This is a genomic window from Paenibacillus sp. FSL H3-0333 (assembly GCF_038002805.1).
Taxonomy (GTDB): domain Bacteria; phylum Bacillota; class Bacilli; order Paenibacillales; family Paenibacillaceae; genus Paenibacillus_AQ; species Paenibacillus_AQ silagei.
On the sequence record NZ_JBBODG010000001.1, the window covers coordinates 6,426,823 to 6,440,820 of the forward strand.

The following is a 13,998-nucleotide window of genomic DNA, read 5'->3' on the forward strand; positions in this document are numbered from 1 at the left end:
GGGGTGTACCTCCTTAAATGTTGAATGTTGAGTGTTTCATGTTGTATATAGTCTGTGCAGTGCCGGACAGCTACCCCTTCAGGGAACCGGCCGTCATCTGCATGAAGGATTTGTTGGCGAACAGATAGGCGACGAGAATCGGCAGAATGGATAAGCAGGCTCCCGCCATCATGTAATGGGTCTGGGAAGCGGCCGAAATCCCGTATTTCAGGTTCGCCAGCCCGACAGTCAGCGTCTGCAGCTCCGGCTTCGTCATCGTGAACACGAGCGGCAGCAGATATTCATTCCACGCGCCGCGGAAGGTGAACAGGGCACCTACGCCAAGTCCGGGTCCGAGCAGTGGCAGAATGATCCGCCAGAAGGTCCGGCCCGGGGAGCAGCCGTCGATCAGCGCCGCCTCGTCCAGCTCGCGGGGAATCCCCTTCATGAAGCTGAACAGAATGAAGAAGATCGAAGCATGGGCGGAGATCAGAATCAATATCACTCCCCACAGGCTGTTGTGCAGATGAAGCTTAACCATCAGATCGAACTGCGGACGCAGCACGACCGCCCCTACTGCCACGAACATGGTGAACGATTGCAGTCCGATATACAATTTTTTGCCGGCAAAATCCATCCGGTCCACTACATAAGCCGCCATGGATGAGACCAGAAGCGTGCCGACCACTGCCGCCAGAGAAACCATCAGGCTGTTCAGCGTATATCTGGAGAAATTCGCCTGCGACCAGGCTTCGGCATAGTTCGAGAAGTGCCAGCTCTCCGGCAGGAAAGTCGCTCCCGCAGTAAGCTCAGCATTGGTCTTGAAGGAACCCAGGATGGTGATCACGACCGGAATTAGGGTGACAAAAGCAACAGCCAGCAAAAAAATCCACAGAATGATTTTGCCCAGTATGGTTCTTAGTCTCATAATAGCCTCTCTCCTCAATCGGTCTGATTCATGCGTCTGGATGCGTAGAAATAAATGAGTGATATCATCCCTACAATGACCGCAGACACAAAGGCGACCGCACTGCCGTATCCGAACTCCTGGACCTGAACCGCCGCGCTGCCCCCGCCGACAGGGAAAAATAATTTGTACAAATACAGGAACATGACCTCCGTCTTGCCTACAGGACCGCCTTCAGTCAGTACCATGATGCTCTCGTAGCCCTTCAGGGCTGTAATGATCGCCAGCATAATAACCATCTGCATGACAGGCCCGAGCATCGGCAGGGTGACATAGCGGAACTGCTGAATTTTCCCTGCCCCGTCCAGGGAAGAGGCCTCATACACATCCTCGGGAATATTCTGGAGACCGGCGAGGAAGAGCAGCATATAATTGCCGACCGCGCCCCAGGCCGCAACCAGAATGACGGTGAGCATGGCATATTTCGGCCCCAGCCAGTCCACGCCGGAATCTGTGAGGCCCAAGCGGATCAGGAACTGGTTGAGAATTCCGTTATACGAGTTGAAAATCGTGAAGAAGACTACGGCCATTACGGCTGTACTGATAACGGTCGGCATGAAGAAAATCCCCCGCAGCAGCTGTCTGCCCCGCAGCCCCCGGTTCAATATGGCGGCCAGCAGCAGGGCCAGCGGAATGGTGATCAGCAGCTTACCGCCTGCATAGACAAACGTATTCACCACCGAATCCCAGAACTGGGTATCCTTCAGAATGCGGCTGAAATTGGCCAGACCGGTAAACCGCGCCGTTCCAAACCCTTTGTAATCATAGAACATATAGCGGAACGCCCAGGCAATCGGGTAAATCCCGAGGACCAGCGTAAGCAAGGCACTTGGAAAGATAAAGCTGTATGAGAATAAGGCATGTTTCGTTTTGTTCATCTGGTTTCTTCCGGCTCCTTTCCTTTACGGCCAGAGCAGAGGGATGAGGGAGCTGCTCCCTCATCCCCCGCTATCCCGGCCTATATATCTCTATCCCTAACCTTTTGTCTATTTGGCGAACTTGCCGCCCAGAGCGGCGGGATCAAAGCCGGCATCCGGCTCGGCCTTCACACCGTCATTCGCAATTACACTGTCCAGTGCAGCATTATAGCGTTTGTTCAGATCAGCGATAATCGCCTTCAGGTCGCCGCCGTTCAGCATATATTTGAAGAAGGCGTCATCCGATTTCATGCCTTCCGGTGCTACAGACGGATAGACCGGCCACACTCCATCGTACTTGTTCGGCAGGAAGCCTTCGATGCCGTTCACATCCGGTGTCTTGGCTACTGCGCTGATGGACGGAACCATGGAGATGCCGAAGCCTTTTTCCTGATAATCCGTCAGCACCTGATCGCCGTACATGAACTCCATGAACTTCCAGGCTGCTTCTTTGTGCTCTGATTTCGAGCTGAGCGCCAGCCATTGGCCCCCGAGGAAGCCGGAAGCCCCCTTCACATTGCCGTCGATGGTCGGAACTGGAGCAGCCGCCCAGTCAATCTTGGCCGGGAACTGATTCTTGTAGACGCCCGGCTCCGAGGAGTAGGACATGTACATTCCGATCTTGCCTTCCGCAAACTGCGCCCGCAGCGGATCAATATCCAGCGATTCTACACCCGGCAGCATACTGCCGTCGTCCTTGATCTGCTTAAAAGCATTGATGATCGGCTCGAAGCCGCTGAAGTCATAGCGGGCCGTCTTGAAATCATACCCGAAGCCGCCATAGCCGCTCATCTCCGCAACCACCCGCGCTGAACGTGCGAACGCACTGCCGGGGTTCTTGAAGTTAAGGGCGAAGCCGTAAGCACCGTCCGCTTTGCCGGCTGCTGTCAATTTCTTGGCGGTATCCACCAGCTCCTGCAGGGTTGTCGGCGGATGCTCAATGCCTGCTTTGGCGAACAGATCCTTGTTGTACACCAGACGCATGGTCGTTCCATAGTTCGGCAGACTGTAACGCTTGCCGTCAAATTCATTCAGATCCGGCATGGCCGGGAATTTCGTCTTCATCTCATCGCTCAGGAACTCGTCAATTGGAGCGAGAAAGCCTTTTTTATAGAAGGTCTGGATGGTATTCTCCTTCGCCCGGATCACATCCGGCGCATCCGAGGTCTGGAAGGACAGATCGAGCGCGGTATCGAAGTCATCGCCCTTGACGACCAGTTCCACTTCAATCCCGTCAGGATTGGATGCGTTGAACTCGGCTACCTTCTCCTTTATAAAATCCGCATCGTGGCGGTCGCCTGTCCAATAGCTGATTTTAGTTTTTTCCCCCGAACCGGCCTTCGCCCCTTCTCCCTTGCCTTCAGCTGCATTGCCGCCGCCGCTGTTACCATTGCCGCAGGCTGCCAAGCCGAGTGCCAGGACCAGGCTCAGAGATGTCATTAGCGTACGCTTCATCATTGGTAGTGCCCCCTTATATACCCTGCTGTATTCGCTTACAACTTGATTATAGTTCTATAGGCGGATTCAGATAAGGCGGGTAAGCCCACATTAAGGGCAGATTTCTGTAGGAGTTGTATACAAACAGGGGAGGCAATCTCCGCCCTGCGGAAATTCCTCCCCTGCTGATTGCTATTATTTTCCAATATAATGCAATTTGAACTCCGATGGAGTCATGCTCGTATATTTCTTGAATACCTCACTGAAATAGCGCCTGTGCTCATACCCGAGATCCTGGGCGATCTCCTGAACCTGCCGGCCGCTGATCAGCATCGCCTTCGCCTTCTCCATCTTCTCATGCATCACATACTGCTGAAACGAAATTCCCTGCACCTTCTTGAACAGATTGGAGAAATACCCCTGGCTAAGGTTAATCTGCTTCGCCATCTGCTCCAGTGACAGCCCCGTGTCCAGATGACCATGGATGTATTCGACGGCTTGGCGGATAATCCGTGTGGACTCCAGAGAACGGGCCTCCGTAACCAGCGCACAGGCCTCCCGGCACAGCCAGGAGAGCAGGTCCCGGATATCTTGAAGGGAAGGATGCATCTGGTTCTTCAGGGCGGAAATTCGGAGCTCCAGCGGCTCCACCTGCCCGTAAGGGAACTGCTCCAGCAGGACCCGGCAGATCCTGGAGCTCAGCTCATAGCCGACACTTTCCACATAACGCGGCTCAGGCCACAGCCCGCTGTCCAGCAGCTCCGCGAACAACTGGTCCAGCAGCTGCAGGCTTTTGGCGGAATTGCCGGAACGCAGGGCGAACAGCAGCTCCTGCTCGGCGGCGGCGGAATAGTTGTGAAGCGAGAGTGGTTTATTCTCGATATTGCTGTAATGATATACCCCGTTGCCCCCGGTATAGAAATGATACCCCAGGGCGCTCAGCGCCTGCCTATACGCCGTACCCAGCCCCTGAATCGCCGCCGTGTCCAGCCCCACGCCAATAGAAATGGTATGACGCGAGAAGCGGCTTACATTCGTGCAGCAGGCCTCCGTAATCAGCGCGGCGGTCTCCGGGTCCGAGCCGTTCATGATGCAGACGTACCGGTCTGTCGACTCCCGGATAATAACGCCGCGGGTCCAGGCGGAAATCGTCTCTTCGAGAATATTGTGCAGGCTGAACCTTAGCAGCTCGACCTCCTGCACAGGCTGCCCGCTCAGCTTCTCCGCGAAATGATCAATCTCGGCGACAAACACGAAGAAATCATGCTGGTCCAGCGGGATATCGAGATAGGCCCAGCGGGAACGGGCATCCGCCTCTGTCGTCTGGTGGTGCAGCAGGAAGGTGAGGTATTCCTGGCGGAGGATAGGCAGACTTTCCTTGATTTTGGATTCCATCACAGCAAGCCTGGCGGTCTCCTGACGCTCCTCCCGGCACAGCTCCCTGGCCTTCAGCACTGCATTCACAATCTCCTCCAGCGAAAAGGGCTTCTTCACGAAATCAAGCGCCCCCAGCCGGATGGCTTCCTGGGCATAAGAGAACTCCGAGTAGGCGCTGAGGATAATAATCTTACAATCCGGCAGCACCTCCAGAATCGCCCGGGTCATCTGCAGGCCGTCCATTCTTGGCATGCGGATATCCGTCAGCACAATGTCGGGCCGGGTCTCGCGGATGATCTGCAGCCCCGCTTCACCGTCAAGCGCCGTACCGGCGACCTCAATACCGTGCTCCTGCCACGGCGGCTTGCGCGAGACCATCTCCACCACACTTTTGATATCGTCAATTACACATAATTTGAACCTTTCCGGCTCCAGCTTCCGTTCCATCCTTCAACGCTCCTCCTCTGAGGGAATCCACAGATCCGTCCGTGATCCCTTACCTGGCTCGCCGCCCACATCCATACGGGCTTCATCCCCGTAATACAGCGCCAGCCGGTGCCTGATATTGAACAGGGCATAACCTTTCCTCGACTGCGGAGCCGTGGCCATCCCCTGCTTGACCTGTGCAGCATCAAGTCCCCGTCCGTTGTCGGTAATGCAAATATGCAGCATCCCCTGCTCCCGGCTGACCGTGATGTCTATCCTGCCTCCTATGGTCCGGTCGCTGAAGCCATGCTGAATGCTGTTCTCCACCACCGGCTGCAGGATAATCTTCGGCAGCAGGCAGGACAGCAGAGCCTCGTCCTCTACCGTCACCGTGTATTCGAACAGACCTTCATAGCATTTCTGCTGAATGGCAAAATACTGCCGCATATGGGACAGCTCATCCGCAAGGGTAATCAGATCCTTGCCGCCGCTGAGTCCGATCTGGAACATCTGCGACAACGACAGGATCATCTCATTCACATCGTCATTCTCGCCCATGACCGATTTGCAATAGATGGTATTGAGCGTATTGTACAGAAAATGCGGCTCCATCTGCGCCGTAAGGGCACGGATCTCTGCATGCCGTTTGCCCTCCTCCTTGGTCTTCACATCCGCAATCAGCGTCTTAATCTCCGACATCATCCGGTTGAACTGAAAGCCGACCTGGGCAATCTCGTCCTCATAACGGCTCTCATACACCACACTGAGCTGATTCTCTTCGACTCTGCGCATCAGCCGCCGCAGCTTGAACAGGGGCTTCAGCAGCACAGATGTCAGCTTATTGGAAATCAGCCAGGTCGCCAGCAGGAAAACAACGATGACATAGATGGTGATACGCTGCACCCGCTGCAGCTTGCCCAGCAGCTGGTCCCGCGACTGCATGCCGGAGATGATCCAGTCGGGGGATGCCGCTGAGCTTGTATAATTCACCAGATATTCCTTGCCGCCATAGCTGTAGTAGTGATCCTGCGGATCGGCCGCTTTCCCGGCTTCTGCAAGCACCGGCTTCCAGGGGAACCTGCCCCGGAACGGCCAGCGGGACTCCACGACAGCTTCTCCTTCCCCGCTCACCAGATAATAATTTCTCCCTGCTTGTTCTCCGCCTGTATTCAGCAGCTCATCGATCCGGTTCTCCCTGATATTGACCACAATAAATACATTGCTGATCGGCGTGTAAGGGTATTCATAAATTCCCCGGACTACGAAGGAGACCACCCTCTGGCTGCCTGTGAACAACCGGTCATAATGTCCTTTGGCCCAGTAGCCGCCCGGCTGCTCCTTGCTCAGATCATATAATTCCGAGCCGTAGAACGAGTTGTCCTGCGCCCGGATCTGCGTAGTGGGATAGAAATCGCCAATCGGGGTAACGATCAGCACACTCTCAATGATCGGCTGATTGAACATGGCCTGCGAGAGGACATATTGCAGATCGGACAGATGTACGTAGTAATTCGACACATCATGGCTGAACACATCGAGCATCATCTTGCGGTACGCATCGCTCAGCATCAGGGACTGCACGGACAGCGCCACATCATTCAGGCGGGAATCCAGCAGCTGGGCCGTTTTACTTACGGTCTCCCGGCTGCCGGCGTAAGCATTATCCTCGATCTCCTGCGCGGCAATCCAATATGAGAAGGTGCCCATTGCACCGATGGACAGCGTGATCAGCACGATGAACGAGAACAGAATCCTCTGTTTGATGGATATCCGGTAATACCTGCCGGCGATCTGCCGCCCGAGCTGCCGGCCATAGGCTGTGAATGTATCCATAGTTCCCCCTTCTTGAGCATGTATCTCCCTATGATTGTCAGTCCTTGTCACTTGTACGATACGACTGCTCCGGCCCGGCGTCAAGACAGGGCATGATAATTAGAACAAAAAGCCTGCAGCATCCCCATTGTGATCGGTTTTTCGACTACATCCCGCCCTCACACCTCCGCCGCACCGAATGTGGTCGGTTTTCCGACCATATCCAGCTCACACACCTCTGCCGCACCGAATGTAGTCGGTTTTTCGACCATATCTGGCTCACACATCTCTGCCGCACCGAATGTAGTCGGTTTTTCGACCATATCTGGCTCACACGTCTCTGTCGCACCGAATGTAGTCAGTTTTCCGACCACATTCGGCCCAGATGACCACGCGCTGTCCATGTGTCCGGTGAAATCAGTGAAGTCATTCCTGTTACTGATCCAGAATATAGTCATCCTGCCGATGCATCATAATTTCCTTATTAATGAAAAAGGCAGGAAGCCCTCCGCATAACGGAAGGCCCCCTGCCTATATAACCGGTCTAATTATCTCTTTGCCTCCAGGCAAAGCCGGAGCAGATCATCCACATGGGCCGTCGCCAGACATTCCACCGTATCGGCTGCACCGTAATAGATTTTGACCTCGCCCGAGTCCTCCAGGATCATCCCACCGGGGAAAATGACATCGTTACGGAAGCCACCTGAAGTTTCATACGCCGCCTCCGGCACCAGCAGCGGGGCTTCCGCCCGGCCGATAATCTTGCTCGGATCTTCCAGATCCAGCAGCATAATTCCGGCGGTGTAGCGCTTCTTCCAGGTGTCCTCCCAGCCGTTCTTGCCCCGGGCAGGATCGAGATCCACTGCATGGAAGGTGGTCAGCCAGCCCTTGTCCGTCTTCACCGGCGGCGCACCGGGACCTACCTTATCGTTGGCATAAGCCACTTGCTCCACGGCCAGCAGCAGCTTATGGTTCCCCCAGTACTTCAGATCGGGGGAATCGCTCATCCACATATCGAAGCGGTCGCGGCCGCCCCGGCTGTAGACCGGAAGCGGGCGCTCCAGCCTTACATACTTGCCTCCGATGGTTTCCGGGAAGAGCACCATGTTGCGGTTATCCGGCAGCGACAGGCTTAGCACCTCAAAAGTGGAGAAATCGTCAGTGACAGCGATCCCGCCGCGCAGCCCGTGGCGCGTATCAACCGCGAAACACATATAACAGCGGTCTCCGACGACACTCAGGCGCGGGTCATACACCCGGACCACCTCTTCATCATGCCAGGACCAGCAAGGCTCCGGCTGTACCTCCCAATGGACGCCGTCATCGCTGAAGGCAAGCCCCAGATTGGTGGTATGATGGGGAGCCACGATTCCCTTGCTCTCATCCCCGTAATCATTGCGGAACACCATGACATATCTGCCCTTGAATTTCGTCACCCCGGCGTTGAATACCATCGCCGGTCCATAGGGTACATCAGAAGGCTTCAGAATCGGGTTAAGCGGATGCCGGACCATCACCGGACTTGAAGTCAGCGTTCCTGTCGTCAGATCGTTCATTGTGCAGATTCCCCTCTGTAAGTTAATAGATGAAAGCGCAACCAGTGTCTTTGCATCCCCTATTATGCATCATCTTGCATAGTTAATCTATAAAATGTTCACATGAAATCTTCCATTTTCAGCTAGTAGAGCATAGAGCACAAGGACTGAATTTAGTTAATAATTATGGTAACGTTAAAGTTGCATTTGAACCGAGTATTCGGCGATAGTTGTATTCTGTACATCTAAAAACCGTGAAAAGAAAGGTTCGCCTCTTCTAGCTGTACTTTGTACAACTAAATCTGCCGGAATGGGCGATAACCCAGGTAGGATGCCAGTTTAAATGTATGAAATACAACTAAATGCATATTCAGCGGTACATCAGAAGATTTAGTTGTACAAAATACACTTAAGCCTATTGCTGGTACTTAATCGGGTCATAGCAAACCCTCAGAGTGAGATTGGATGCTCTGCTGGTGCAGCATCAGATTTAATATTGTGAATATGGAACCATTACCGGACCTTAACGAGCCAGCGTCTCATTCGCACAGCAGTCATTCGGATGCTTAGTCGCTGGAACGATAGTAACTGCATTTTGTACATTAGAATACTGTAAAAAAGGCTTCGAAAGAGAATCTATTGGTCGAGTAGGCGGGGCCTCTCCATCGTGGATTGTGCCCCTACCCCTCACAGATCCGTACGTGCGCAATTCACGCATACGGCTCTTCACCCCATCGTTCACAGTTGGCCTTAGTCGTAGATATTGACGTAAATCCGCGGCTTAGGTAGCTTGAATTCTTTAAGCACTTCGTAGAATCTCTCCCGGGTGTAGCTCTTGCGCTGACTTCTGCGGTTTAGCCATTTATAGATCAGGTCCAGGGTTTGCATGTAGTAGGACTTCATTTTCTGTGAGTTATCCGTGATTCCGTAGTATCGGTAATGACCCGACAACTTGGACCGGATGACGCCTAGAAACTCCTCCTGCTTCAGGTGGCGATTCCACCTGACCCAGCTCTTCATGGCTTTGACCTTCTGTCTGAATTTCTTCCCGCTCGTTTTGCGCTTCACTCGAAAGGTTCCTCTTCGGCTTTTGGCGCAGTAGTGCGTGAAGCCTAGGAAATCGAATGTTTTCGGTTTCCCTTCGTCCTTCCTCCGTGACTCTGCTTCCGCAAAGCGACCGAACGCGATGATTTTTGTCTTCTCTTCCGCAATGCTTAGTCCGAATTTCTCCAGCCGGAGCACAAGCGCGGTATAGAAACGTTCTGCGTCTTCTTTGTACTGGAAGCAGCACACAAAATCATCGGCAAAGCGCACCATTTCGGCTTGCCCCGCACATTGCTTCTTCACCGTCACGGTGAACCATAGGTCCAGAACATAGTGCAGGTAGACGTTGGCTAGCAGGGGCGACACCACCGATCCTTGGGGAGTTCCCTCCTCCGTCGGTTCAAAGTGTCCTTCCTCTTGTATGCCCGCTTTCAGCATCCGTCTCACCAGCCGGTGGATGTTTGGGTCTCCGATCCGTAGTTCGAGGAACTTCATCAGCCATTCGTGATCCACGTGGTTGAAGAAACCCGAGATGTCCGCATCGACGACATAGCTGGTTTTCCCGTGCTCAATGACCCGGTTTAGATGTTTCAGCGCATTGTGCATGTTCCGGTTTGGGCGAAATCCATACGAGAAATCCATGAAGTCTTGTTCATAGATGGCTTCGAGAACTCTTTTCAACGCATGCTGCACCAGTTTGTCTTCGTACGCAGGAATTCCTAGGGGCCGCATGGTTTTCTCATCCTTCGGGATATAGACTCTTCTTGCGGGCTGAGGTCTGTAGCTTTTTCGCTTTAGCCGGTCTACTAGGTGTGCTACATTCGTTTCCACGTTTGCTTCGTACGTCTCTTTGGTCGATCCATCGACTCCCGTTGCTTTTCCCGGTTTCATCTCTTTGTGACTTTTCTTTAATGCTTCTGCGTCAATGAGATGTCCGATGGAGGTGAACCGTATTTTGGGATCTGCTTTGGCCATTTCTGCTATTCTTGCTAATTTCGTTTCCATTTTTCCCCACCTCTGTGTGTGGCCAATGTGTCCTTACCAAGATTGATAGGGTGTCGCCTGCCTTTCCTCCGCCCCCATTACAGGGGTTTCACAGGTCTTATGCGGCAATCCGACTCCCTGAGCGCCATTTGGCATCCTTACGTGTTACGGCTTGTTTACCATACTCCTGCAAAGGTTCCTAAAGAGTACTTCTCTCGCAGAAGAGCGTCAGGGTCTCCCGAGTTGCTGAGTAACCATGGGTATACATGCCTGGCTCTTCGACCCCGGGGAAGCTCCTCCATCCTCGCCTTTTTTTTTTTTTTTTTTCGGCTGGAGTCATGTTGTCTTCCGGGGAAATAAGCCCGTCGACCTTCCCGTTTGTTGCCTTTCGAGGCTCCATCACTTTCAGGCCTGCATCCTAACTGTCTACGCTTAAACGGCAGGGTTACCCTTGCCGCTCCAAGACTCGCTATTGGTGGCGTGGCTTTCGCCTTTCCAAGCAGGGGTTCCACCTGCTAAGTTACTCAACCTAGGCTCGGTCGCTCTATTCCGTACAATTGAATGTTGAACAAAGGCCAGTTTTCACCCAAAACCCAACATTCTACTGTATGAAATCAATAGAATCTCATTTTACGGTCAGTAATCCATTTTCTATTGCAGGAAATACAATCACCTACTTGAATGTAAGAGCAGAAAGCGGTAACGGGTGCAGGATCAGCCCAACATCTAGCTTGATGTTCATGCTCAGCCTTTAACACCCCTGAGGTTCATCTTACAATTTTAAAGTTGATGCTCTACTGGTGCAGCATTCCGCCCTGAAACGCAGCCGCCAGCCTGCCGCTGAAGCGGCTGCCCAGCAGCTCATAGCCTTCGGGACCGGGGTGCAGACCATCGGTCAGCAGCTCTCCGTCCGCTGGGCCGAACCACTCCAGCCCATCGAGGTAATGCAGATGACGGTCTCCCCGCGCCTGCAGCAGCTTCACTGTATCCAATATCTCCCGGCGCATCAGCGGCAGGGTGAAGCCGAGCGGATTCTCCTCTGTCTCACGCTCCGTTCCGTAAATAGGCGAGATGACAACCATAGGTGTCTCTGTATGCTTCTCCCGGATCGTCTCCAGCAGGCCGATCAGCAGCGGCTTGAACATCCGCGGGCTGGAGGACACTGCGCCATAGATGTTCACACCGACGCACAAGGTAATCAGGTCAGCCGGCAGATTCCGGATCAGCCGGCCCGCCATCGGCTCCATCAGGCAATTGCCGGAGAAGCCGAGATTGGTCAAGTGATAGCCCATCTCTGCGGCGGCGATCACCGGCCAGGTGCGCGACGGGCTAGAAGCCGCTACGCACTGGGTAATTGAGCTTCCATACGTCACCCAACGAGGCCGCCGATCTGCCAGCGGTTCGGCAACAGCATCATCATCAATCGCAAGACCGCTGATCGTCATGCCGGTATTCTGCGGCAGGTAGATTTCCAGTTCCTTCACACCAGGGGGAAGTCCGGTGTTGCGGGCCTCTCCAGCCCCCGCAGCAAGCCTGAGCGTCTGGACCAGACGGCCGTCAGCAACGCAATCCAGCGAAGCCTCCTCCGCCAGCGGTTCAAACCAGAGGAGAAGGACCCCGGAATCGGTGGTCAGCCGCAGCCGGATACCGGAGCAGATCTCCGCCTTGCCGCCGATCCCATCCGGCGGATATAGATCATAGTCCCGGAACGGAATCCGCCAGGGCTTGATCCCCTCCTGCCGGTGCTCCAGTGAGACCGCCCCGTGAAACCAATCCTCCAGCAAAGGGAGGCTCCTTACGTTCTTCAAGTTCTTCCCGTTCCCCACACTCTTCCCGCTCTCCAGGCTCTTCCCGCTCTTCACACTCTCCGTTCGCTCCGCGCTCTTCTCGTTCTCCACGTTCCCCACACTCTTCCCGCTCTCCACACTCTCCACGCTCTTCCCGTTCCCCACACTCTTCCCGCTCTCCAGGCTCTTCCCGCTCTTCACTCTCTCCGTTCGCTCCGCGCTCTTCTCGTTCTCCACGTTCCCCACGCTCTTCACGCCCTTAACACTCTTCACATTCCTCGCGCCGCTCACTGCCCCTGCCCCGCATCCTGCTCCGCCGCCCCCGGGACGAAATTCTCCCCGAGCCACACATCCTGCTCCAGCAGGCGCTGCTGCAGCTCAGGAACCGAGATACTGCGGGAGTCCGTGCCGTCCCGTAGCGCAAGCGTTGCGGCCGTGCCGCAGGCCTGGCCCATTGAGAAGCAGTTCGGCATGACGCGCAGGGAGCCTTGTACCGCCCGGTCCGAGGACACCGAACGTCCCGCTACCCACAGATTGCGGATGCCCGCCGGAAGCATCACCCGGTAAGGCACCCCGTGGGAGACGCCCGGTGGCAGATGATTGAAGGTCATATCGCTTTTGCTGGTCGCCAGATGGATGTCAATGTAGTAGGCATTACGGGCGATATCGTCAGGGAATGAACGCGCGGCCACGAAGTCGTCCACAGTCAGCGTATAATCGCCCTGGATGCGCCGCGTCTCTCTGATGCCCAGCTGCTCGCCGCTTGCTACCAGATGCGCCTGTTCGAAGCCGGGCACATACTTGCGGAAGAATTCCAGCTGCCGCAGCACCGTCCGGCGGCCCTCAATGGCTCCGCGTGTAAGGTCCTCGGCCTTCGTTCCGTCCACCCCGAACACATGGCCGAAGTTCACGCCGACCAGCTGATCGCTCACCCAGGCCAGCCCGGAGATGGATTTACGGCCTTCCGGCAGCGCTCCTTCCAGGATGGCCTGCTCCACCGTCCGGTGCAATTGACTTGTATCTCCCGTCTCCGCCAGGAAGCGGCTGAAGCTTGGACGGTCCACATTCGCCAGCAGATAACACATGCTGCCCGGCTGAAGCTCCCCGTCTCCGCCCCCCTTCTGGAACGGCACGCCCGACAGGGCAGCAATATCGCCGTCGCCGGTGCAGTCAATGATATAACGGCAGCGGATGAAGGATCTCCCGGATTTATTGACAATCAGTACACCCTCTACCGTCTGCCCATCGGGAGACCGCACCACATCGTAAACAAAGGTGTGGAACAGCGGCGTCACACCGCTCTCCAGAATTGCATTGTCATAGACACGCTTCAACACTTCAGGATCAATCGGCACCCAGTCCAGCTGCTCGCGGTATTCCTCCTGATACCCTGGATCACAGGCCTGCTTCATCCGTTCCATCAGCTTCAGGCCCAGGCCGCGGATAATCGGCTTGACCTTGTCCGTATAGGGACAGAAGGCAGGCACCAGCGCCACTGTGCCCATTCCACCCAGATACCCCCGCTGCTCCACGATCATGGTGCTCGCCCCGCCTTCGGCAGCGGAGATGGCAGCGGCAATCCCCGCCGCCCCGCCGCCGATGACCAGCACATCCACCTCGCGGGAGACAGGCACTTCTGTCTGCTGCACTGTAATATGTCCGTTATTCATTATTGTCCTCCTAAAAGTTTGGATAGCGTAGCCATCACTAGATTCCACCTCGCAAAACTCGCT

At 54.9% G+C, this 13,998-nt stretch carries 10 protein-coding genes; all 10 read right to left on the reverse strand.

Annotated features, from left to right (window positions below; genetic code table 11):
• Window positions 1–70: 70 nt before the first annotated feature.
• The 10 genes from MHH78_RS28205 to MHH78_RS28250 all read right to left on the reverse strand — a co-directional run bounded on the left by MHH78_RS28205 (window position 71) and on the right by MHH78_RS28250 (window position 13,935).
• The gene (locus MHH78_RS28205) at window positions 71–907 is read right to left on the reverse strand and encodes a carbohydrate ABC transporter permease (RefSeq protein WP_341169594.1); all 837 of its coding nucleotides are present in this window, start codon (window positions 905–907) and stop codon (window positions 71–73) included.
• Window positions 908–921: 14 nt separating this feature from the next.
• Window positions 922–1,824 (reverse strand): carbohydrate ABC transporter permease, encoded by a 903-nt coding sequence (locus tag MHH78_RS28210; protein WP_341169595.1) that lies wholly within the window; start codon window positions 1,822–1,824, stop codon window positions 922–924.
• Window positions 1,825–1,932: 108 nt separating this feature from the next.
• Entirely contained in the window at window positions 1,933–3,321 is a 1,389-nt protein-coding gene (locus MHH78_RS28215; protein WP_341169596.1) for an ABC transporter substrate-binding protein, read from the reverse strand.
• 174 nt (window positions 3,322–3,495) lie between these two features.
• Complete coding sequence (locus MHH78_RS28220) at window positions 3,496–5,124, reverse strand: response regulator (protein WP_341169597.1); 1,629 nt, start codon at window positions 5,122–5,124, stop codon at window positions 3,496–3,498.
• A gap of 3 nt (window positions 5,125–5,127) precedes the next feature.
• Complete coding sequence (locus MHH78_RS28225) at window positions 5,128–6,936, reverse strand: cache domain-containing sensor histidine kinase (protein ID WP_341169598.1); 1,809 nt, start codon at window positions 6,934–6,936, stop codon at window positions 5,128–5,130.
• 158 nt (window positions 6,937–7,094) lie between these two features.
• Window positions 7,095–7,373 (reverse strand): hypothetical protein, encoded by a 279-nt coding sequence (locus tag MHH78_RS28230; RefSeq protein ID WP_341169599.1) that lies wholly within the window; start codon window positions 7,371–7,373, stop codon window positions 7,095–7,097.
• Window positions 7,374–7,463: 90 nt separating this feature from the next.
• Complete coding sequence (locus MHH78_RS28235; RefSeq protein WP_341169600.1) at window positions 7,464–8,471, reverse strand: glycoside hydrolase family 130 protein; 1,008 nt, start codon at window positions 8,469–8,471, stop codon at window positions 7,464–7,466.
• A 729-nt stretch (window positions 8,472–9,200) separates the two neighbouring features.
• Entirely contained in the window at window positions 9,201–10,499 is a 1,299-nt protein-coding gene (gene ltrA / locus MHH78_RS28240; protein ID WP_341169601.1) for a group II intron reverse transcriptase/maturase, read from the reverse strand.
• Window positions 10,500–11,272: 773 nt separating this feature from the next.
• A complete protein-coding gene (locus tag MHH78_RS28245; protein WP_341169602.1) occupies window positions 11,273–12,613 on the reverse strand; it encodes an SGNH/GDSL hydrolase family protein in 1,341 nt (446 codons plus the stop codon).
• A complete protein-coding gene (locus MHH78_RS28250) occupies window positions 12,553–13,935 on the reverse strand; it encodes an FAD-dependent oxidoreductase (RefSeq protein WP_341169603.1) in 1,383 nt (460 codons plus the stop codon). Before MHH78_RS28250 ends, MHH78_RS28245 begins: the two co-directional genes overlap by 61 nt.
• Window positions 13,936–13,998: the final 63 nt, after the last annotated feature.

What these genes read in the sequence shown, in the direction of transcription:
- MHH78_RS28205 (WP_341169594.1), bottom strand. Translation starts at nt 907, where the DNA reads ATGAGACTAAGAACCATACTGGGCAAAATCATTCTGTGGATTTTTTTG.
- MHH78_RS28230 (WP_341169599.1), bottom strand. Translation starts at nt 7,373, where the DNA reads ATGACTATATTCTGGATCAGTAACAGGAATGACTTCACTGATTTCACC.
- MHH78_RS28235 (WP_341169600.1), bottom strand. Translation starts at nt 8,471, where the DNA reads ATGAACGATCTGACGACAGGAACGCTGACTTCAAGTCCGGTGATGGTC.
- ltrA (WP_341169601.1), bottom strand. Translation starts at nt 10,499, where the DNA reads ATGGAAACGAAATTAGCAAGAATAGCAGAAATGGCCAAAGCAGATCCC.
- MHH78_RS28210 (WP_341169595.1), bottom strand. Translation starts at nt 1,824, where the DNA reads ATGAACAAAACGAAACATGCCTTATTCTCATACAGCTTTATCTTTCCA.
- MHH78_RS28250 (WP_341169603.1), bottom strand. Translation starts at nt 13,935, where the DNA reads ATGAATAACGGACATATTACAGTGCAGCAGACAGAAGTGCCTGTCTCC.
- MHH78_RS28220 (WP_341169597.1), bottom strand. Translation starts at nt 5,124, where the DNA reads ATGGAACGGAAGCTGGAGCCGGAAAGGTTCAAATTATGTGTAATTGAC.
- MHH78_RS28215 (WP_341169596.1), bottom strand. Translation starts at nt 3,321, where the DNA reads ATGATGAAGCGTACGCTAATGACATCTCTGAGCCTGGTCCTGGCACTC.
- MHH78_RS28225 (WP_341169598.1), bottom strand. Translation starts at nt 6,936, where the DNA reads ATGGATACATTCACAGCCTATGGCCGGCAGCTCGGGCGGCAGATCGCC.